The sequence below is a fragment of the Puniceibacterium sediminis genome (assembly GCF_900188035.1).
Classification (GTDB): Bacteria; Pseudomonadota; Alphaproteobacteria; order Rhodobacterales; family Rhodobacteraceae; genus Puniceibacterium; species Puniceibacterium sediminis.
Genome location: NZ_FZNN01000006.1, coordinates 124,272 through 143,925, shown reverse-complemented (window position 1 = coordinate 143,925; position 19,654 = coordinate 124,272). Strand labels below are relative to the sequence as shown.

General features: G+C 62.0%; 17 protein-coding genes. 12 read left to right on the top strand and 5 right to left on the bottom strand.

Going from position 1 to position 19,654, the window contains the following annotated elements; all coding sequences use genetic code 11:
• Nucleotides 1–60 precede the first annotated feature (60 nt).
• The 4 genes from CHB75_RS08720 (at nt 61) to CHB75_RS08705 (ending at nt 5,698) form a co-directional block, all read left to right on the top strand.
• Nucleotides 61–303 (top strand): accessory factor UbiK family protein, encoded by a 243-nt coding sequence (locus CHB75_RS08720; protein WP_089270149.1) that lies wholly within the window; start codon nt 61–63, stop codon nt 301–303.
• 174 nt (nt 304–477) lie between these two features.
• Nucleotides 478–1,554, top strand: coding sequence for an efflux RND transporter periplasmic adaptor subunit (locus CHB75_RS08715; protein WP_089270148.1), 1,077 nt, complete (start codon nt 478–480; stop codon nt 1,552–1,554).
• The gene (locus CHB75_RS08710; protein WP_089270147.1) at nt 1,551–2,648 is read left to right on the top strand and encodes an efflux RND transporter periplasmic adaptor subunit; all 1,098 of its coding nucleotides are present in this window, start codon (nt 1,551–1,553) and stop codon (nt 2,646–2,648) included. The genes CHB75_RS08715 and CHB75_RS08710 overlap by 4 nt, the downstream gene beginning before the upstream one ends.
• Complete coding sequence (locus CHB75_RS08705; protein ID WP_089270146.1) at nt 2,645–5,698, top strand: efflux RND transporter permease subunit; 3,054 nt, start codon at nt 2,645–2,647, stop codon at nt 5,696–5,698. The genes CHB75_RS08710 and CHB75_RS08705 overlap by 4 nt, the downstream gene beginning before the upstream one ends.
• Before the next feature lie 24 nt (nt 5,699–5,722).
• Here the strand turns inward: CHB75_RS08705 and CHB75_RS08700 are convergent, their stop codons facing one another.
• Together CHB75_RS08700 and CHB75_RS08695 are read right to left on the bottom strand one after the other, a co-directional pair.
• On the bottom strand, nt 5,723–6,376 hold the full coding sequence (locus CHB75_RS08700) for a glutathione S-transferase family protein (RefSeq protein ID WP_089270145.1): 654 nt from the start codon (nt 6,374–6,376) through the stop codon (nt 5,723–5,725).
• Between the two features lie 299 nt (nt 6,377–6,675).
• Nucleotides 6,676–7,797, bottom strand: coding sequence for a Do family serine endopeptidase (locus CHB75_RS08695; protein ID WP_089270144.1), 1,122 nt, complete (start codon nt 7,795–7,797; stop codon nt 6,676–6,678).
• 180 nt (nt 7,798–7,977) lie between these two features.
• Here CHB75_RS08695 and CHB75_RS08690 point away from each other — a divergent pair, with 180 nt between their 5' ends.
• Nucleotides 7,978–8,649: a winged helix-turn-helix domain-containing protein gene (locus tag CHB75_RS08690; protein ID WP_089270143.1), complete on the top strand. Its 672-nt coding sequence runs from the start codon at nt 7,978–7,980 to the stop codon at nt 8,647–8,649.
• Nucleotides 8,646–9,998, top strand: a complete 1,353-nt coding sequence (locus CHB75_RS08685) for a sensor histidine kinase (protein ID WP_245840825.1) — start codon at nt 8,646–8,648, stop codon at nt 9,996–9,998. Before CHB75_RS08690 ends, CHB75_RS08685 begins: the two co-directional genes overlap by 4 nt.
• Nucleotides 9,999–10,008: 10 nt before the next feature.
• Here CHB75_RS08685 and CHB75_RS08680 read toward each other — a convergent pair whose 3' ends face one another.
• Nucleotides 10,009–10,725: a GntR family transcriptional regulator gene (locus tag CHB75_RS08680; RefSeq protein ID WP_089270142.1), complete on the bottom strand. Its 717-nt coding sequence runs from the start codon at nt 10,723–10,725 to the stop codon at nt 10,009–10,011.
• 233 nt (nt 10,726–10,958) lie between these two features.
• Here CHB75_RS08680 and CHB75_RS08675 point away from each other — a divergent pair, with 233 nt between their 5' ends.
• From CHB75_RS08675 to CHB75_RS08655, 5 genes are all read left to right on the top strand, one after another.
• The gene (locus CHB75_RS08675) at nt 10,959–11,942 is read left to right on the top strand and encodes an ABC transporter ATP-binding protein (RefSeq protein WP_089270141.1); all 984 of its coding nucleotides are present in this window, start codon (nt 10,959–10,961) and stop codon (nt 11,940–11,942) included.
• Nucleotides 11,943–11,972: 30 nt separating this feature from the next.
• On the top strand, nt 11,973–13,238 hold the full coding sequence (locus tag CHB75_RS08670) for an ABC transporter substrate-binding protein (RefSeq protein ID WP_089270140.1): 1,266 nt from the start codon (nt 11,973–11,975) through the stop codon (nt 13,236–13,238).
• A 113-nt stretch (nt 13,239–13,351) separates the two neighbouring features.
• Nucleotides 13,352–14,215 carry an ABC transporter permease gene (locus tag CHB75_RS08665; protein WP_089270139.1) on the top strand — a complete coding sequence of 288 codons (864 nt, stop codon included), beginning with the start codon at nt 13,352–13,354 and terminating at the stop codon, nt 14,213–14,215.
• A 1-nt stretch (nt 14,216) separates the two neighbouring features.
• Nucleotides 14,217–15,056 (top strand): ABC transporter permease, encoded by an 840-nt coding sequence (locus tag CHB75_RS08660; RefSeq protein WP_089270138.1) that lies wholly within the window; start codon nt 14,217–14,219, stop codon nt 15,054–15,056.
• Entirely contained in the window at nt 15,053–15,688 is a 636-nt protein-coding gene (locus CHB75_RS08655) for an aspartate/glutamate racemase family protein (protein ID WP_089270137.1), read from the top strand. Before CHB75_RS08660 ends, CHB75_RS08655 begins: the two co-directional genes overlap by 4 nt.
• A gap of 107 nt (nt 15,689–15,795) precedes the next feature.
• On the opposite strand, the gene CHB75_RS08650 is transcribed toward CHB75_RS08655, so the two are convergent.
• Nucleotides 15,796–17,187: a phosphomannomutase gene (locus tag CHB75_RS08650; protein WP_089270136.1), complete on the bottom strand. Its 1,392-nt coding sequence runs from the start codon at nt 17,185–17,187 to the stop codon at nt 15,796–15,798.
• A 439-nt stretch (nt 17,188–17,626) separates the two neighbouring features.
• On the opposite strand from CHB75_RS08650, the gene CHB75_RS08645 reads away from it, so the two are divergent.
• On the top strand, nt 17,627–18,418 hold the full coding sequence (locus tag CHB75_RS08645; protein ID WP_089270240.1) for an SseB family protein: 792 nt from the start codon (nt 17,627–17,629) through the stop codon (nt 18,416–18,418).
• 74 nt (nt 18,419–18,492) lie between these two features.
• On the opposite strand, the gene CHB75_RS08640 is transcribed toward CHB75_RS08645, so the two are convergent.
• Nucleotides 18,493–19,500, bottom strand: a complete 1,008-nt coding sequence (locus CHB75_RS08640) for a P1 family peptidase (RefSeq protein WP_089270135.1) — start codon at nt 19,498–19,500, stop codon at nt 18,493–18,495.
• Nucleotides 19,501–19,654 lie beyond the last annotated feature (154 nt).

Here is a 19,654-nt window from a genome sequence, read left to right as displayed (position 1 = left end):
GACTTGTGACCTGGCGGCCACGGGCCCATATAGGAAATAGATGTAACGGCGGAGAGTCCAATGCAGACGCGCAACAAAGTTTTCGACGATATCTCGCAGCTTATGACCAACGCCATGGGCGTGGCGCAGGGCGCGCGGGAAGAAGCACAGACGGCGATGAAATCCATGTTGGACCGCTGGCTGGCGGACCGTGATTTCGTAACCCGCGAAGAATTCGATGCGGTGCGCGCCATGGCGCAGAAGGCCCGCGAAGAGAATATGGCGCTCAAGGCCCGTCTCGATGCACTTGAATCCGGCAAGTAAGATCCCGATCCGGGGCGCCATTCTGCGCGCCCCGGCCAGATTATGACGCGGGGTAATTTCATAAATGTCTTGCGACACGTCGCTTGATCCGTCCCCTGGTTTCGTCTAGGAAGTGAACCGATTAGTTCAGTTGACGGCAGTCACCTTCTTGCTGTCCACAAGGGGAATGCCGCCATGGACCATATTTTTATCGCGGCGCCGGGCCTGTGCCTTGTGGTTGCGCTTGCCGCAGCGCCCGGCCCGACCCTGGCCGAGGCACCTCTTGCTGTGTCCGTCACCAAGGCTGAAAGCGCTGACACCGTGCGGATCCTGTCCCTGACGGGCGAACTTATGGCCCCCGAAACGCTGAACGCTTCGTTCCCGACCGGCGGGCGGATCTCCGAGATGATGGCGGATGACGGCGACCGGGTCGCGGCTGGCGATACCCTTGCTCGCATCGACCGGGTACAGCAGGAACAGGCCCTGCGCAGCGTCGAGGCGCAACTGGCCGCCGCCACAGCAGAATTTTCAGCGGCGCGCGACGATGACACCCGTCAGGCGGAACTTTTTGACCGCGGTGCCACGACGCGGGCGTCACGCGATACTGCCGCAGACCGTCTGACCGCCGCCGTGGCCCGCAAGGCTCAGGCCGAGGCCGAGCTTGAACAGGCCCGCGATGCTCTGGCGGATACAGTGCTGCTTGCGCCGCAGGATGCCACGGTGATCCAGCGTCTGGCAGAACCCGGGCAGGTTGTGGGCGCCGCCCAGCCGGTCTTTGAACTGGCGCAGGGGCAGGGGTACGAGGCGATCTTTGACGTGCCCGAATCCGTGTTGACCGGTGGCTCCAGCCCCGACTCGGTGATCACGCTCTCTCCTATTGATCGTCCCGAAACCACCGTGACCGGCCATGTCTCCGAAATTTCTCCTTTGGTCGATGCGGCCAGCGGCACGGTGTCTGTCAAGGTGGTGCTGGACGAGGAGCTGCCGGGGCTCAGCTATGGCGATGCTGTGCGAGGCCGTACAAAAATTAGCGAAGGTGTACATATCACACTGCCGTGGTCGGTGATCTCGGCCACCGCCGAAGGGCCGGCGGTCTGGGTGGTTGATCCCGAAACCAGCACTGTCAGTCTGCGCCGGGTTGAGGTCCGACGTTATACCAGCACCGAGATATTGCTGGACGACGGGGTGTCGCCCGGTGAGATCATTGTGCGGCTGGGCACACAATTGCTTTATCCCGGACGGATTGTACGCGTTGTGGAGGCTCCGAAATGAAAAACACCCTGTTTCCGGTTTTTCTGACCCTGCTGACGTTTTCACATCCCGCACTCGCCGACGACGCAGCCAAGGCATCTGCCCCCCGCCCCGTGGTTACCGAAATCGTGACGCCGCAGGCGGGGCTTTCGTCAATTTGGGTGGGCAGTGTTGCCGCTTCATCCGAACTGGATCTGGGGTTTCTGCGTCTGGGTACGCTGGCGGAACGCAACGTGGACACCGGCGACATTGTCAAAAAGGGCGAAGTCCTGGCGCGGATCGACGCATCGGACCTTGAGTCCGAATTGCGCGCGGCGCAGGCCGGGGTGACCATAGGCGAGGCTAATCTACAGACCGCACGCGACGCTTTTGACCGGGCCCAGCAACTGGCCATCCGTGGTGTGGGCAGTGAGGTGACGCTGGAAACCGCGCGCAATGATCTTGCCGCTGCCGAGGCCGCGATGGAGCAGGCCCGATCTGCCGAGGCCCGCGCCGAGGATGCCCGCGCTTATGCCGACCTTACAGCGCCGATGGATGGTGTCATTACCAGTGTCAGCGCCGAACCGGGTGCCACCCTTTCAGCGGGCGAGGCGGTGATGCGCTTGTCCTCAACAGATCGGCGCGAGGTGATCATCGCGCTCAGCGAAGAGGATGCGGCCGGTATGGCACCCGATGCGGTGTTCGAAATCCATCTGCTGTCCAATCCCGAAGTCAGCGCAGAGGCCACGCTGGCCCGGATCGACCCGGTTTCGGCCCGCGCGACCCGTACCCGTGCGGCGCATCTGACGCTGGCCGAGGATGCCAGCGCGGGGTTCCGCCTGGGCGCGCTGGTCAATGCCACGCTTGAGGGCGGCAGGGGCGCGATCACGACGCTGCCCGTCACCGCGCTGATCGAGAATGGCGAACTGCGCACCGTCTGGCGTGTCAGCAAAGACGACCGTGTGGTCAGCCGCGTGACGGTAACGACCGGCCCGCGTGCGGGGGGCCGTGTGGTCATTCTGCAAGGCGTCGGCGTCGGTGACGAAATTGTCATCCGCGGCGTGAATTCCATTGAGGACGGTCAGACCGTCGGACCGCGCATTGCTGCGCGCCAACTGCCGGGAGCCGACCAATGAAAAGTTTCAACCTCTCTGACTGGTCGCTCAAGCACCGGTCGTTCGTTTGGTTCCTGATGATCGTCAGCCTGCTGGCGGGGGCACTGTCCTACGTGAACATCGGGCGCGAGGAAGATCCGAATTTCGCGATCAAGACGATGATCATCTCGGCGACGCTGCCCGGTGCCTCGGTCGAGGAGACGCTGAACCAGGTCACCGACCGGATCGAGAAAAAGCTCGAAGATCTGGATTCTCTGGACAGGACCCGGTCAATCACCCGGCCCGGTGTGTCCATCGTCTATGTCGATCTTCTCGACACCACCAAGGCCAAGGATCTGCCGCGTCTCTGGCAGGAAATCCGCAACATGATGGCCGATATCCGGCCAGATTTCCCGGCAGAATTCGCCGGCTTCCAGTTCAATGATAATTTCGGGGATGTCTACGGCAACATCTTTGCCTTTACCTCGGATGGCTACACCCCGCGTGAGGTGCGCGATTATGTCGAAGAGGCACGCCGCGCCGTGCAGGGGCTGGACGATACCGGCAAGGTCGAGGTGTTCGGCACCCGCGATCAGGTCGTCTACCTTGAATATTCCACGGACCGGCTGGCCGCGCTCGGCATCAGCCAGGCGGATGTGAGTGCGACCCTTTCGGCGCAGAATGCGATCCTGCCCTCTGGCGAAATCGACGCAGGGTCCGAGCGGGTTCTGGTGCGCATCGGTGGCGGTTTCGACAATGCGCAAAGCCTTCTGGATGTGAATCTGCGGTTCGGGGATCAGTTCTTTCGGCTGACGGACGTCGCCACGGTCACATTGGACTACGAAGATCCGCCGTCCGAACTGTTTCGCTACAACGGGCAAGAGGCTGTCGGCCTGTCCGTTGGCATGCGCAAGGGCGCCAACATCGTAACATTCGGCGAGGAACTGGCCGTCGTGATGGAGCAGGTGGAGAACGCCCTGCCGCTTGGGATCGGTGTCCATCATGTCGCCGATCAGCCCGAAGTGGTGGACGAGGCCGTGGGTCATTTCGTCCAGGCCCTGGTCGAGGCGGTACTGATCGTTCTTGCGGTCAGTTTCGTGAGCCTGGGTGTACGTGCCGGGCTGGTCGTCACACTGACCATTCCGCTGGTGCTGGCCATTACATTCGTCGTGATGAACTACGCCGGCTTCACGCTGCAACGCATTTCTCTGGGCGCGCTGATCATCGCGCTGGGTCTGCTTGTCGACGATGCGATGATCGCTATTGAGACGATGATTTCGCGGCTTGAACTGGGGGAATCCCTGCCCAAGGCGGCGTCTTTCGCCTGGACCTCAATCGCCTTTCCGATGCTGTCCGGCACGCTGGTGACCGTTGCGGGCTTCATCCCCATTGGCCTGAACAACTCGGCCGCAGGGGAATTCACCTTTTCGCTGTTCGTGGTCATCGCGGTGGCGCTGCTGGTGTCATGGGTGGTGGCGGTGCTGTTTGCACCGCTGATCGGCGTGACGATCCTGAAGGAGCACGTCGTGCATGCGCACAAGGGTCCGGGGCCCGTCCGGCGGATGTTCCACAACGTACTGCGCGGTGCCATGCGGTTCCGCTGGCTCACGATCGCGGTCACGATGGTGGTCTTTGGTGTATCTGTCTGGTCGATGCAGTTTGTCGAGAACCAGTTTTTCCCCTCATCGGACCGGCCCGAACTCGTGGTTGACATGACGCTTCAGCAGAACGTGTCGATTACCGAAACCAAGGCCACGATGGACCGTTTCGAAGAGGCACTGAAGGGCGATGAGGACGTAAAGTTCTGGACCTCTTATGTCGGCCGCGGTGCGCCGCGCTTTATCCTGTCCTTCGATGTTCCGACACCGGGGCCGAACACCGGCCAGATCGTGATTCAGACACAGGGGATCGAGGCGCGTAACCGCCTTCGGGAAAAGCTGACCCAGATGGCGGCGGACGAATTCCCGGGTGTGGATATCTTTGTGAAACTGCTGGAAATCGGGCCGCCGGTGGGCCGCCCTGTGCAGTATCGTGTCACGGGGCCGGAACTTGACATGCTGCGGGATGTGGCGCGCGACATGGCGGCGCTGGTGGCAACGGATGCGCGGACGGACAACATCGTTCTTGACTGGAACGAACCGTCTCGGGTCGTACGCGTGGACATCGTGCAGGACCGAGTGCGCCTGCTGGGTCTGACATCACGTGATATCGCCTCGGCGCTCAATGGCATCTACGAAGGCACGGCAGTGACCGAATTGCGCGATGGCACCTATCTGGTGGATCTGATCGCCCGTGGTTCTGATACGACACGATCCTCTATCGAAGGGCTGACCAATCTTCAGCTGGGCGGGCCGGATGGCGTTCCGGTGCCGTTGTCGTCGATTGCCGTTTTCAACTATGACACCGAACAGCCGGTGATCCGGCAGGAAAACCGCCGCCCCACGATCACCGTCAAGGCGGCGATCACCACCAAGGACCAACCGGCCACAATCGTCAACGCGCTGGCCGCTCAGGTGGCCGAGTTCAACGCCAAACTGCCGATGGGCTATACGGTCGAGGTCGGGGGCACGGTTGAATCCAGCGCGGAATCTCAGGCGCCGATTGCTGCGGTCGTGCCATTGATGCTGCTGATCATGGCCTTTCTTGTGATGGCGCAGATGCAGAGTTTCCGCCGGGCGCTGGTGGTCTTTGCGGCGGCACCGCTTGGTCTGATCGGCGTGGTGGCGGCGTTGCTGCCTTCGGGCGCACCGTTGGGATTCGTGGCCATTCTGGGGGTGCTTGCGCTGATCGGGATCCTGATCCGCAACTCGATCATCCTGGTGCACGAGATCGAAGTGCAGATTGCCGATTACGGGCTGTCGGCCTGGGACGCGGTGTTCACGGCCTCAGACAGCCGGGCGCGGCCGATCCTGCTGACGGCGGCGGCGGCGAGCTTTGCCCTCATCCCGATCTCGCGGCAGATTTTCTGGGGGCCGATGGCCTTTGCGATGATGGGCGGGATTATTGCGGGGACGGTGGTGACACTGGTGTTTGTGCCGGCGCTGTATCTTGCAGTGTACCGGGTAAAGCGGCCCGAGAAGGCCGCCGCCTAAGGAAAAGCCCAACCGGTCCGCGGGTCAATCGCGGTCCGGTGCCCCCAGCGGGAAATAGGCGCGGTAGGGGCGGGCCTCTTCGACTGCCCGCGCGAATGAGGGCCGTGCCAGTAGGCGTGCACGGTACGCGCGCAACACGGGATAACCCGGGCCGATGCGATGAACCCAGTCCGCATAGAACAGCGATGGGGCTGCGGCGCAGTCGGCCATGCTGAAATCGTCACCTGCCGCCCATGTGCGACCCTGCAACCGGGTTTCCAGCCAGCGATATGCGGTTTCCAGTGACCGCGCCGCCGCCGCCTGAACCTGTTCCGTCTGGCCCGCTTCCCCTTTCAACGCCTCGGCCACTGGTTTTTGCATTTCGCTCATGACGTAAATGTCAAAGAACCGGTCCATGAACCGCACTTCGAGCGCCGCCGCTGAATCCGTAGGGAGTAGGCGCGCCACTTGGGGAAAGCGTATGTCGAGGTGTTCGAGGATGATGCTGGATTCCACCACCGTTTGGCCATCATCGACAAGCACGGGAAAACGCCCGAATGGCCAGAGGGCGGCGCGTTCTTCTGCCGCGCCGGGGTGTTCCAGATGGCGATACTCGAAGTCCAGGTTCTTCTCCCACAAACCCATCAGAACCTTCTGACAGTAGGACGAAAACGGATGTGCAAAAACCGTCAGTGACATCGAAATCTCCCAAGAGTGCCATAAGGGCTAGGGAGAAAGCTGCGCCAAGATGATCGATCTGGCAAGAGAGCAGCGGTCCGGCGAACCGGCGTGAAAAAGCCCCGGCGCATTTCCACGCCGGGGTTCAGGTCAGGAGTCGTGTCGACAGTCGGGAGATACGACGCAAACCCAAGGACAGAGGGACAGGACCCAAGGGTTTTCGAAAGCTTGGCCCGGCCTCTCGCAAGAACCGGACCGGGCTGTCCCGCTGCTACACGGGATCCATCGGCACAGGGGTCGTGGGCCGACGGAATTCCTTGTCAGGCGTCCTGCTTGGCAAGGGTGCCCACGGTGACCTCGATGGTCTTTTCCGCGCCCTTGTGCAGGATCTTGACCGGGGCAGTCGCATCCGGGTCGGTCGCGGCCACGGCGCGGGTCAGATCGCGCAGATCGGAGATATCGGTGCCATTGAAGGACAGGATGATGTCACCCTTTTCCAGACCGGCCTTGGCGGCGGGGCTGTCGGGGCTCACTATCTCGATCACGGCACCCTTGGGCTGGTCATAGCCCAACACCTGAGCGATTTCTGCGGGCATCGGTTTGATCTGAACGCCCAGCCAGCCGCGGGTGATGGTGCCGTCATCCGACAGGTCCGCGATGATCGTTTGCACAAGTTCCGACGGCACGGCAAAGCCAATCCCGACCGACCCGCCATCAGGCGAGAATATCGCCGTGTTCATGCCGATCACGTCGCCGGCATTGTTGAACAGCGGGCCGCCGGAATTGCCCTTGTTGATGGCGGCGTCGGTCTGGATGAAATCGTCATAGGGGCCAGAGTGTATGTCTCGCGAAATCGCAGACACGATGCCCGAAGTGACCGTGCCGCCAAGGCCGAAGGGGTTGCCCACGGCTACCACCTCATCCCCCGGGCGCATTTTGGTGGAATCGCCAAATTTGATGAACGGCAGCTTGGCGTCGGCTGTGATCTGGAGCAGCGCCACATCTGTCAGCGGGTCACTGCCCAGCACCTTTGCGTCAAAGCTACGCCCATCGGCCAGCTTCACGCTGACGGTTTCGGCACCATCCACGACATGGTTGTTGGTGACGATCTTGCCGTCTTCGGAGATGATGAAGCCCGAGCCGACACCCTGACGCCGCTGTTGCTGCTGCTCGCCGCCCTGTGGCATCATCCGTTCGAACTGACGACGCAGTTCTTCGGGCATGCCTTCGGGGAACTGGCCACGCATATCGATGGGGTCGGCCTTTTCCGTGACTTCGATATAGACGACGGCGGGGGAAACGGCTTCGACCAGATCGCCGTAGCCGCCAGCGGGCACCGCCAGTGCCGGGGTCGCGGTGGTCAGGGTGACGCCCGTTGCGCTTAGGGCGGCGACCAGAGCGGCAGAGCCTGCAAGGCGGCGGTAGAGGGGGTTGGGTGTCATGGATGATCGCTCCGTTGATGGATTTCGTGATGATCCAAACATGAGGGTGCGATCTCACAATGGGGTGCGCCGGACTATACAAATAGTTTAACAAGCTCACGGCCCTTGCCCTGCGCGGCCCGAGTGTTGATTTTAGAGCAATGGCCCCTTAGTGGGGCAGAGCACCTTCGCGAGGACGGAATGAAACTGCTTGTGGTCGAAGACGATGTGACAACGGGGGCTTACATCGCGCGCGGTCTGCGCGAAGAGGGCCAGAGCGTCGATCTGGTGGCCAGCGGCAAGGACGCGTTGATCCAGGCAACGGGGGGCAGCTACGATGTACTGATTGTCGACCGGATGCTGCCCGAGATCGACGGGATGACCCTGGTCAAGACCCTTCGCGGCGCGGGCAACCGGACGCCGGTGCTGTTTCTGACGTCTCTGGGCAGTGTCGAAGACCGGATCAGCGGGCTGAACGCCGGGGGCGACGACTACCTTGTGAAACCCTTTGCCTTTGGAGAACTGTCGGCCCGGGTTGCCGCCCTTGCCCGTCGTCCGCAGGCGGTGGAACAAGAGACCGTCTTGCGTGCGGGAACCCTTGAGATGGATCTGATCGCCCGCAAAGTGACGCGGGAAGGGCAGCAGATTGACCTTCTGCCGCGCGAATTCGCCATTCTGGAAAATCTGATCCGCCGCAAAGGGCGGGTGCAGACCCGCACCATGCTGCTGGAATCGGTCTGGGATATTTCATTTGATCCGATGACCAACGTGGTCGAGACCCATATCAGCCGATTGCGCGCCAAGATCGACAAGCCCTTCGAGACCGAACTTATCAAGACCGTGCGCGGTGCCGGCTATCGGATCGACGCGTGACCCTGACGCGGGACTCGATGCTGCGCTCCATGCCGTTGCGACTGGCGGGGGGGCTGGTGCTGCTGTTCTCGGTCGTGTCGCTGCTGGGGCTGCTGGCAAGCTATGTCTACACGCAGGCATCGTTCGAGCAGACAATGCGCGCCGACCTTACCCAGGACATGGCTGGGTTTCGCGCCGCGCCTTCGGCCGCTGCGCTTGCGACCCTGGTCCAGGCCGAGGCGCGCTCGACCAACCCGGAGCGTGTGGTGCTCAGCTATTTTGCCCCCAACGGTCTGCATTATGGTAACGCGGTGGTGGCGCGGGACGCAGATGGCTACCGCATTCTATCTGACCTGCCCGGCCAGCCCGAGATCACCGGGCGCTACCTTGCGCTGACCGCCTCGCTGCGCGGCGGGCAGCTTACCGTGGCGCGCAGTCGGGCGCAGATTGATGCCCTGCGCGGCGTGTTTCAGAACATCCTCGGGCTTAGCCTGCTGCCGACCATCCTGATCGCCCTGTCCGGCGGTTTGATCCTCGCGCGGCGCGGGGCGCGGCATGTTGCGGTGATCAGCGGGACCCTGGACCAGCTGACATCGGGAAACCTTGGGGCGCGTGTGGGGGATGCCAGCGGCTGGTCCGACGATCTTGCCCGGATCGGCGCGAAGGTCGATCAGATGGCCCGATCACAGGAAGACACGGTGGCCAACCTGCGGCAGGTGTCTTCGGACATTGCTCATGATCTCAAGACTCCGATTCAGCGCGTGGCGGTGCATCTGGACGAACTGAGCCAAAGCAAGGACCTGCCCGATGGCGAACGCGCGCTTGTGGACAAGGCGCTGGCAGAGCTTGACGGGATCGTATCGGTCTTTCATTCGCTGCTGCAACTGGCCCAGATCGAAAGTGGGTCGCCCCGCGCGCGCTTCGCCCCTGTGGATTTGACGGCGCTGTGTCAGACGCTGTGCGATGTCTACGAACCTTCAGCGGCCGAGAATGGTCAGACGCTAACCTGCGCCCTGCCGGATGATCCTGTGCGAACTGTGGTCGGCGACCGCAACCTGCTGGGGCAAGTGCTGGCGAACCTGATCGAAAACGCCCTGCGTCATACGCCCATGGGGAGCAGTATCACCGTCGCCTTGTCCCAGAGCGCGACCCATGTCGATCTGTCCGTCACCGATTCCGGCCCGGGCATTCCACCGGAGGAACGCGAACTGGTCCTGCGCCGCCTTTACCGTCTGGACCGCAGCCGGACGACCCCTGGCAACGGCCTCGGCCTGTCGCTGGTGGCCAGTATTGCGCAGGTGCATGATGCCGAACTGACGCTGTCAGACGCCGGGCCGGGCCTGCGCGTGACCCTGCGTTTTCCGGGCTGACCTGCTCGGATCAGGACCCGGGTTTTTGCAGCGCTTCTTTCAGCGATCGGGCCGGCGCGGCAGAGCGATGCAGATCCAGTGCGGAATGCAGGTCTACCAGATGGCTGCGCATGAGGTCTTCTGCGCTCGGCCCATCGCGCCCGGCAATCGCCTCAATCAGGTCGTGATGGGCATGGCTTTCACATAAGGCAGATTCGCGCCGCCAGTACAGCGCGATGATCAGGGACGACCGCGCAATCAATTCATCGACGAAGCCCGCGATGGTGGTCTGACCGGCGATGCGGGCGATCTCTATGTGGAACAGGCCCGACAGGTGTAGTGCACGACCGCGATCCCCCGCCGCCATGGCGGCATGTTCCTCTGCAATATGCGCGCGAAGAGTATCGATATCCGCCGCGGTGGCGCGGGCCGCAGCCATGTGTGCCGTGCGCGGTTCCAGCAGTTCGCGTGCCTCAAAGACTTCGCGTGCCTCCTGCTGCGAAGGTTGTGCGACGAACGCGCCCCGATTGCGGTGCATTTCGACCAGCTGGATATGCGCCAGCGACTGCAATGCAGTCCGCACGATCGTGCGCGAAACGCCGTAGACTTCGCCGATCTCATCCTCTCCCAGCTTGGTTCCGGGGGACAAGCGGTGTTCGTGAATCGCCAAAGAAAGCGCCTCGGCGACGCGGTCGCTGGCAGCAAGACGGTGAAGCGTCCGGGGCTGTGTGGAATGGGGTTTGTTCATGATCAAATCTCTGACCGGGACATTGCAGAATCCTGCGCCACCGGCAAGCGATGGAACAGACGAAGACGTTCGGCAATGGATTGTATACAATATTGTGTTCGAAATTTAGGCAGACGGCTCGGGGTGTGAGGTAGTTTTGGGCATTCCTGCGCACGGTTGCGCCACCCCAACGAAGTCTGTTTGCACAGATGCCCGGACGTCCGGTTACACTGAAATCGTATTATGGGGGTAAAATGAGCCAACCTGTCCAAGACCTTGAACTGGTGTCCGTCACCAAGCGCTATGGCAAGACTGTTGCGGTTGACGCGATCAACCATCATTTCCGTCCAAGCAGTTACACCTGCCTGCTGGGGCCGTCGGGCTGTGGCAAATCCTCGACCCTGCGGATGATTGCCGGGCACGAGTCGGTGAGCGAAGGCGCGATCAATCTGGCCGGTCGCGACATTTCACACCTACCCCCCGCCAAGCGCGGCACGGCGATGATGTTCCAGAGTTATGCGTTGTTTCCGCATCTCAGTGTGATCGACAACGTGGCCTTTTCGCTCAAGATGAAGGGTGTGGATACCCGCGAACGCCGCGCCAAGGCGGCCGAGATGCTGGAGCTTGTCGACCTGACCGCGATGGCCGAGCGCCTGCCGGACCAGCTTTCGGGTGGTCAGCAGCAGCGCGTGGCGCTGGCCCGTGCTCTGATCACACGTCCTCAGGTCTTGCTATTGGACGAACCGCTGTCGGCGCTGGACCCGTTCCTGCGCATCCGGATGCGCGGTGAGTTGCGAAAGCTGCAGCGCGAGTTGGGGATCAGTTTTGTGCATGTCACCCACGGTCAGGACGAGGCGCTTGCCCTGGCTGATGAGGTCGTCGTGATGAACAACGCGGTGATTGAGCAGGCCGGACCTGCGCGGGACGTCTTCAATGCTCCGCGTACCCGTTTCGTTGCGCAATTCATGGGCGGTCACAACGTGGTTGCCCTGCCAGAGGGGCATTTCGCCATCCGAACCGATGCCGTCGGCGTTGGCGCGCCGGGCAACGGCGTCGAGGCCAATGTCACTGGCATCGAATATCAGGGCACGCATGTGTCCGTTCTGGCCCGGATAGCCGGGGATCAGGAGTTGACAGCCCTGGTGCCCGAAAACGAGTTCTATTCCAACCCGCATACCCCGGGCGACCGTGTCGGTCTGATCTGGGATGCCAAGAACCTGCACAAACTGACCGCGTGAAGCGGCGATACGTCTGACAAGGAGTAAGACATGACAACGACCCCGATTTCCCGCCGTGGTGTGCTAAAGGGCGGTGCCGCCTTTGCTGCCGGATCGACCCTGGGTGCCCCGATGATCTGGGCGCAGAACATCAAGGATGTGACGCTGCGCCAGTTCGGCACCGGTGTGTCCAACCTCAACGAGGTGGCGCAGAAGGTGAAGGAAGACCTTGGCTTCACGCTGGAAATGACCGCTTTGGATACGGATTCCGTGACCCAGCGGGCAGCGACCCAGCCCAACAGCTTTGACATCGCCGACATCGAATATTTCATCTGCAAAAAGGTCTGGCCCGCGGGCAACCTGCAGGCGATGGATACCTCCAAGATCAAGAACTACGACAAGATCGTCGGCATCTTCCGTGATGGCAAGCTGACCCCCGAAAGCACGATCGCTCAGGGCACGGCGCCGCACACGGTCGGCTTTACTTCTGGTCCGGATGGCAAGGATTTCGTGCAGGAGGAATCCGGTTGGATGACCCTGATCCCGACCATCTACAACGCCGACACGCTGGGCATCCGCCCCGACCTGATCGGCCGCCCGATCAAGAACTGGTCTGAACTGCTGAACCCTGAATTCAAGGGCAAGGCATCGATCCTTGATATTTCGTCCATCGGGATCATGGACATGGCGATGGTGGTCGAGTCGATGGGTGAGCACACCTATGCAGACAAGGGCAACATGACCAAGGAAGAGATCGACATGACCCTTGGCATCTTTACAGAAGCCAAGAAGAACGGCCAGTTCCGCGCCTTCTGGAAGTCGTTTGACGAGTCGGTGAACCTCATGGCGTCCGGCGAAGTGGTGATCCAGTCGATGTGGTCGCCCGCAATCACGGCAGTGAAATCCAAGGGCATCCCGTGTGTTTATCAGCCGCTGGAAGAGGGCTACCGTTCGTGGGGCGGCGGTATCGGCCTGTCCAAGGCTCTGACCGGTCTCGAACGCGATGCAGCCTATGAATACATCAACTGGTATCTCGACGGTTGGGTCGGCGGGTTCCTGATGCGTCAGGGCTATTATTCGGCCGTGCCGTCGACCTCCAAGGAGCACATGTCCGAGAACGAGTGGGGCTATTGGTTCGAAGGCAAGGAAGCGACCGATGTTATCACCTCGCCGTTTGGCGACGCGCTGGCAAAAGCGGGCGAAACACGCGACGGCGGATCTTTCGAGGAACGCATGGGCGCTGTGGCCTGCTGGAATTCGGTCATGGACGAGAACCAGTACATGGTCCGCAAGTGGAACGAATTCATCGCAGCGTGATGTGACTATTGCAGGGGCCGGGCGGTTGTGCCCGGCCCCTGTGCCGGAATGGGGGTCAGCCCCCGCAACCCCGGCGTATTTTAGAATGAGAAGAAGCAGGGGACCTGCGAGCTATGCAGATGGGGCGGATGAGAGCGGGGGCTGTGGCTTGGTTGCAGGCGGCGCCTATGGCGCTGGTGCTGCTGGTATTTCTGGTGGCGCCGATCGTGATGATTGCCATCGTCAGCTTTTGGCGGGCCACCGAGTTCTCCATCATTCCGGCCTTTGAATTCGACAATTATGAATTTCTGTTTGGGTCACCGGTGACCTACCGTGTGTTTCTGAACACCTTCAAATATGCGCTGATCACCTGGGCGTTCACCTTTGTGATCGGCTTTACCGTGGCCTATTTCCTGGCCTTCCACGTGCGCACGCTGACATGGCAGATCGCGCTGTTCCTGCTGTGTACGATCCCGTTCTGGACGTCGAACATCATCCGGATGATTTCGTGGATCCCGTTCCTGGGGCGTAACGGGATCGCCAATTCGGCGCTGATTTCGTGGGGTGTGATAGATGAGCCGCTGGACTGGCTGCTGTTTTCGGACTTTGCCGTGATCCTGGCCTTTGTGCACCTATATACGCTGTTCATGGTGGTGCCGATCTTCAACACCATGATGCGGATCGATAAATCCCTGATCGAGGCGGCCCGGGACGCGGGCGCCAATGGCGTGCAGATCCTGTGGAACGTCATTGTGCCGCTCTGCAAGCCGGGGATCATGATCGGGTCGATCTTTGTCATCACGCTGGTGATGGGCGATTTCATCACCGTGCGGTTCATGTCTGGCAGTCAGTCGGCCAATGTGGGGCGGTTGATTTCAAACGACATAGCCCTGTTGCAATACCCATCGGCGGCGGCGACAGCGGTGGTGCTGCTGGGGACGGTTCTGATCGTGATCGCCATCATGCTGCGCTTTGTCGATATCCGGAAGGAGTTGTAGAATGGAACCACGGTCCCGATCCTTTTACGTCCTTGCCGCGATCTTTGCGCTGTTCTTGCTGTTCCTTTACGGGCCGACGCTGACCATTGGCATCCTGTCGTTTCAGGGTGAGGGCGGCGGGCTGACCTTTCCGATGCGGGGCACCTCGCTCCACTGGTTTCGCGACCTGTTCGAACAGCAGGCGGTGGGTGACATCTGGGGCAGTTTCCGGCGCAGCTTTGCGCTTGGCCTGATGGTGATGGTGACCACGGTGGTCGTGTCGGTGATGGGTGGTCTGGCGTTCCGCAAGCGGTTCTATGGCTCGAACGTGCTGTTTTACCTCATCATCACTTCGCTGGTGATTCCGTCGATCCTCATCTCGCTGGGCGTGGGCCTTATGTTTTCGCAATCCGGGTTGACGGTGCATTGGGCGACATCCGGATTCGGGGCGCAGCTGACCTGGACACTGCCCTTTGGCCTGCTGATCATGTTCGCCGTCTTCAACCGTTTCGACAAAAGCTATGAAGAGGCGGCGCGCGACCTCGGGGCCACGCCGTGGCAGACGCTTCGACATGTGGTGCTGCCGATCATAGCGCCGTCGCTGATCGGGGTGGCGCTGTTCGGCTTTACGCTCAGCTATGATGAATTCGCCCGCACCCTGTTGACCGCGGGCAGCTATAACACCTTGCCGCTGGAGATCTACGGGATGACGACCAATGTCACGACGCCCGTGCTTTACGCCTTGGGCACGCTGACCACGGTGTTTTCGCTGCTGATGATCGGTGTGTTCCTCTGTGTCACCTGGTTCGCTACACGGCGCCGCGCGGCCAAGGGGTCGGATGCAGGCAGCGGCTTGGTATGATCGTTCTCATCAACCCCAATAGCACCGTGTCCATGACCGATGCCATGGAGCGCATCGCCTTGGATGTGGCCCCAGATTTCAAGATCGTGGGCTGGACGTCACATGACGGCCCCCCGGCAATTCAGGGGCCTGAGGATGGCGCGGCGTCCGTTCCTCCGCTGCTAGAACTGGTTGCCAAGGCATCTGAACTTGGCGCACGGGCGGTGATCATCGGCTGTTTCGACGACACCGGCCTGAACGAGGCGCGTGCCATCGCCAACTGCCCGGTGATCGGGATCGGGCAGGCGGCCTATCATATGGCCGTGCTGGCTGGGCCGCGGTTTTCTGTGGTGACCACGCTGGAGGTTTCCGTTCCCGTGCTTGAGGAAAATATCCACGCCTACGGGCTTGCCGGGCATCTGGGACGGGTCCGCGCCAGCGGCGTGGCCGTGCTGGACCTTGAGCGTGAGGCCGATGCCGCTGCCTTGCGTGTGCTTGAGGAAATCTCGGCTGCCGCGCGCGAGGATGATGTGGACAGCATCGTTCTGGGCTGTGCCGGCATGGTGGACCTGCCCAGCCGGGCAGAAGCGGCCACAAACCTGCGCATCATCGACGGCGTCCGCGCTGCGGTGCAGATTGCCTGCCTGATGTGACGCCGGGGCGTCGGTCGCTGCTTCAGACTGACAGAGGGCAAGTGCCGCACATTGGGAAGGATGGGTGCCGCAGGGCATGGTTCTAATCAACTGCGTATTGCCGGTTTTTACTCGCCCAGCATCCCACGAAGCACTCCGAGACCTGTCTCAAGCGTGACGAAGGCCTGCTCCGGAGACTCCGCTTCGACATAAAGCCGGAGTTCCGGCGCATTGCCCGAGGGGCGGATGTGGATCACCGTGCCAGACTCGGCGGTCAGGCGCATTCCGTCGGTTTGGTCCAGCGCCACCGCGCGGCCCAGACTCAGACGGCCCAGAAGATCGTCCTGAACTGCGCTATCGGCGTTCAGCCGCGCCACCAGATCCTGTGACCGCTCTGTCGGCACATTCTCAAGCCGATCGGCGGCGGTGAATCGCGCCGGTTCCTGGGCCACGCGGGCGGCAAGATCGATGCCGTCCCCATTCCGTGCAGCAAAGAGCGCACCGAGGATCGGTAGCATGCAGTCCCGGGTCATCAGCGCGGGCAGCGGCCCGGTCGGCCCCTTGGCATCATAGCCCAGAAGAAAGCCGCCGTTCGCCTCGTAGCCTACGACCTTTTCGCCGGACTTCGCCTCCATCGCCGCGATCACAAAGGGCGATCCGATGCGCGTGCGGATGACTTCGGCAAATCGTTCGCCGTTGTCGACGCCGGTATTCGATGAAACGGGCGTCACCACCACATCGGCCCCAAGCAGCGCCGCCGTGATCTGGCCCAACACATCACCGACAACGACGGTGCCAGTGGCGTCGGTCACCAGCGGCCTGTCCGAATCGCCATCGGTGGACAAAATCGCATCGACGCCATGTTCAGCAGCCCAGTTCCGCAGTTGCGCGCGGGTCCCGGCATCGACCGCCTCGGTGTCGACGGGGATGAAGATGTTCGAACGACCCAGCTCAATCACCTCGGCGCCAACGCCTTGCAAGATCTCGATCATCACATCACGCCCGACGGCCGAGTGGGAATAGACGCCGAGCCGCGTGCCGCTCAGTGCCTTGGACCCAAAGGCGGCAATGAAACGGTCGCGGTAGCGTTCGGTGGCCTGCAGATCCTCGGAATTCCGGGCGACAAGCCCCTTGGCCGATTGCCCGAGGGCACCCAGTATCCCGGTCTCGTCGGCTTTGGTGATCTCGCCCATGCGGGTGTAGAACTTGAGCCCGTTGCGGTCTGCGGGAATATGGCTGCCAGTGACCATCAGCGCCCCAGCCCCCAAATTGAGGGCTGCCAGTGCCAGAGCCGGCGTAGGCAGTGCCCCGCAGGATACGACATTTACACCGGCATCCAGCGCCGCGTCGGTGACCACCGCCGCCAAAGCCGGTGAGCTGTCGCGCAGGTCATGGCCGACAAAAAGCGTATCCCCCACATCGCAGACCGACAGGAAGGCGCGTACATGATCGGTTACGATCTGGTCCGTCAGTTCGACAACAAGACCGCGCAGACCGCTGGTTCCGAATTTGGGGGGCATGGGGACGGCCTCCTGGCCTGTAATGGACTGAATTCAATGGCAACATTGTGGCACACGCGCAAATACCATGACAGCCCCCGACGTCGTGTCCCGGGGGCACAGGAGGACCATAGACCGCCAACTATCGGGTCACAAGTTCAAGACGTCCTCAGGGGAAAAGAGCCCGCCACCTGTTCATTTTGCAGGCAGCGGTGACGCCGTTCCAGCATTCTTCCGCGCCAAATATCGGCCTGTTCGACATGTCAGGGATCGCAGTCATCAGCGCCTCACCGGTCTGACACAAGCCGTTCCTGAAGCCGTGGCGCGACCATCTGCCCAGACATCTTCCTCTTGCTGCATCGGTCCCGGCGCAATACCGGATGGTCACGCCGCCACCGGTTCAATAGCTATGGGTCGCCCGACCCACGCGCCGGGCACTGTCTGCATTTGGAGAAACGTGATGATCGAAGAGACGCCGCTGGATGCCGCCCACGCCGCTATGGAGGCCGCGCCCGAGGATTCTTCGGCGCGTCTGAAGTTCTATGAACGTTTGGCGGATGGTGAACTCTTCCTTCTTCTGGCCCAGGAACCAACAGGTGACAATGTCACGCCCGAGTTGTTCGAAGTCTCCGACAGCCGCTTCGTTCTGGTCTTCGACCGCGAGGACCGGCTCACTGCTTTCACCTCGCGTGCCGCGGCCTATGCGGCGCTTTCGGGGCGCGCAATTGCGGGAATGCTGGCAGGGCAGGACATTGGGCTTGGCCTGAACCTCGAAGTCGCTCCGTCATCGATCCTGATCCCGGCATCGGCCGTGGACTGGCTGGCCCAGACGCTTGGCGAAGGCCCCGAGGAATCAGAGGCGCGTCCGGTCGAGGTACTGACCCCAAAGGGCCTGCCGGACAGTCTGATCACCGCATTGGATACCAAGCTCGGCCTCGCTGCGGGGCTGGCGCGCAAGGCGTATCTTGCCGCAGTGATCTATGACGATGAAAGCCGTGGCCACCTGCTGGGTTTGACCGGCACGGCCCCCGGGGCAGAAGCGGCACTGGCGCGGGCCGTGAACGAAGCGCTGGTGTTTTCCGGGATCGAGGCTGGCGCGCTGGACGTTGTCTTTCTTGCCGACAGTGATCCGCTGACGGCAAAACTGGCGCGTGTCGGCCTGCGTTTCGATTTGCCGCAACCCTCGTCGGCTAATATCCAAACCCCATCCGCTCCCGGCTCTGATCCGAAGAAACCGCCGATCCTGCGCTGACCGCTCCCCTTGCTCTGCCTGAACATACTCCCGCCGACAGCACCGCCGCGATGACTGAGATGGCGCAAAGGCTTTCAGATCAGGCCCAGTTCCTGCCGCAGTGTCGGCAGCAGATCCCCGGGCATGGGCGTCGCTTCCCATACAGCGCGGGCGATGGCGCGGGACAGGCACAGGGCAGCGGCATGCCCGATCTGCGTCAATTGCTGCGGCGGGGCGGTCAACGGCACTGCCCCGGTCGAGGCGGCAAAGACCAGGTCGCCGTCATGTGGGCTGTGCGCCGGTACGATGGCGCGTGCGATTCCATCATGCGACGCGACGGCCATCCGCTTCAGCTGCGCCTTGTCGAGCAGTGCATCGGTCGCGACAATGCCGATGGTGGTGTTGCCAAGCGCCGCCATCGAGGCGGACTTGCGACTGTCCGGTAACGCCTGCAAGCCGCGCGCCGGATCAGGACCCAGATCACCGAACTCTTTGTCGATTTCAAAGGGCTCAGCCCAGAAATGGCGGCCGGACGGTGTGGTGACGCTGCCCAGAGGATTGACAGCCACCAGCGCGCCGACAGTAATACCACCGTCAAGCACGATTGAGGCCGAGCCAAGCCCGCCTTTGTGCATTGCCGTTTGCGCGCCCATCCCCGCGCCTGCGCTGCCAATTGCAAACCTATGGTCCGCCGCTGCCAGTGCCGCCCGTCCCAAGGCAGGGTAGGGGTTTTCAGACCAGTTTTTGTGACCACCGTTCAACAGATCAAACAGGATCGCCGCCGGAACCAGAGGCACGCGGGCACTGTAGACAGCAAAGCCGCGACCCGCTGCGTGCAGGGCGTCCATCACCCCCTGAGCTGCGGCAAGGCCAAAGGCGCTGCCGCCGGACAGGACCAGCGCATCGACCCCCGGCGCGGATTTGTCGGGTTCCAGCAGGTCCGTCTCACGCGTGCCGGGGGCACCGCCCAGAACGGCGTAGGAACAGGCAAACGGGGCGTCAGCGGTCAGCACGGTGGTTCCCGAGTTTATCCCGGCGTCCTGCGCATTGCCGACCCGAAGGCCAGCGACATCTGTAATCAGGTTCAGGGGGCCGGGATGCATGTCGGACCTTTCCGGTTCAGAACTGGGTGGTTGTTCCGCCGCCGCAGCAAGGCGGGTGGAGGGGCGGCCCGCAAGAGCCCGGCGGGTGACGCCGCGCTGATGTCAGATATGTTGGCCCCAAGGAGTTTGATGCGGACCGGGGTAGTCATGGGCG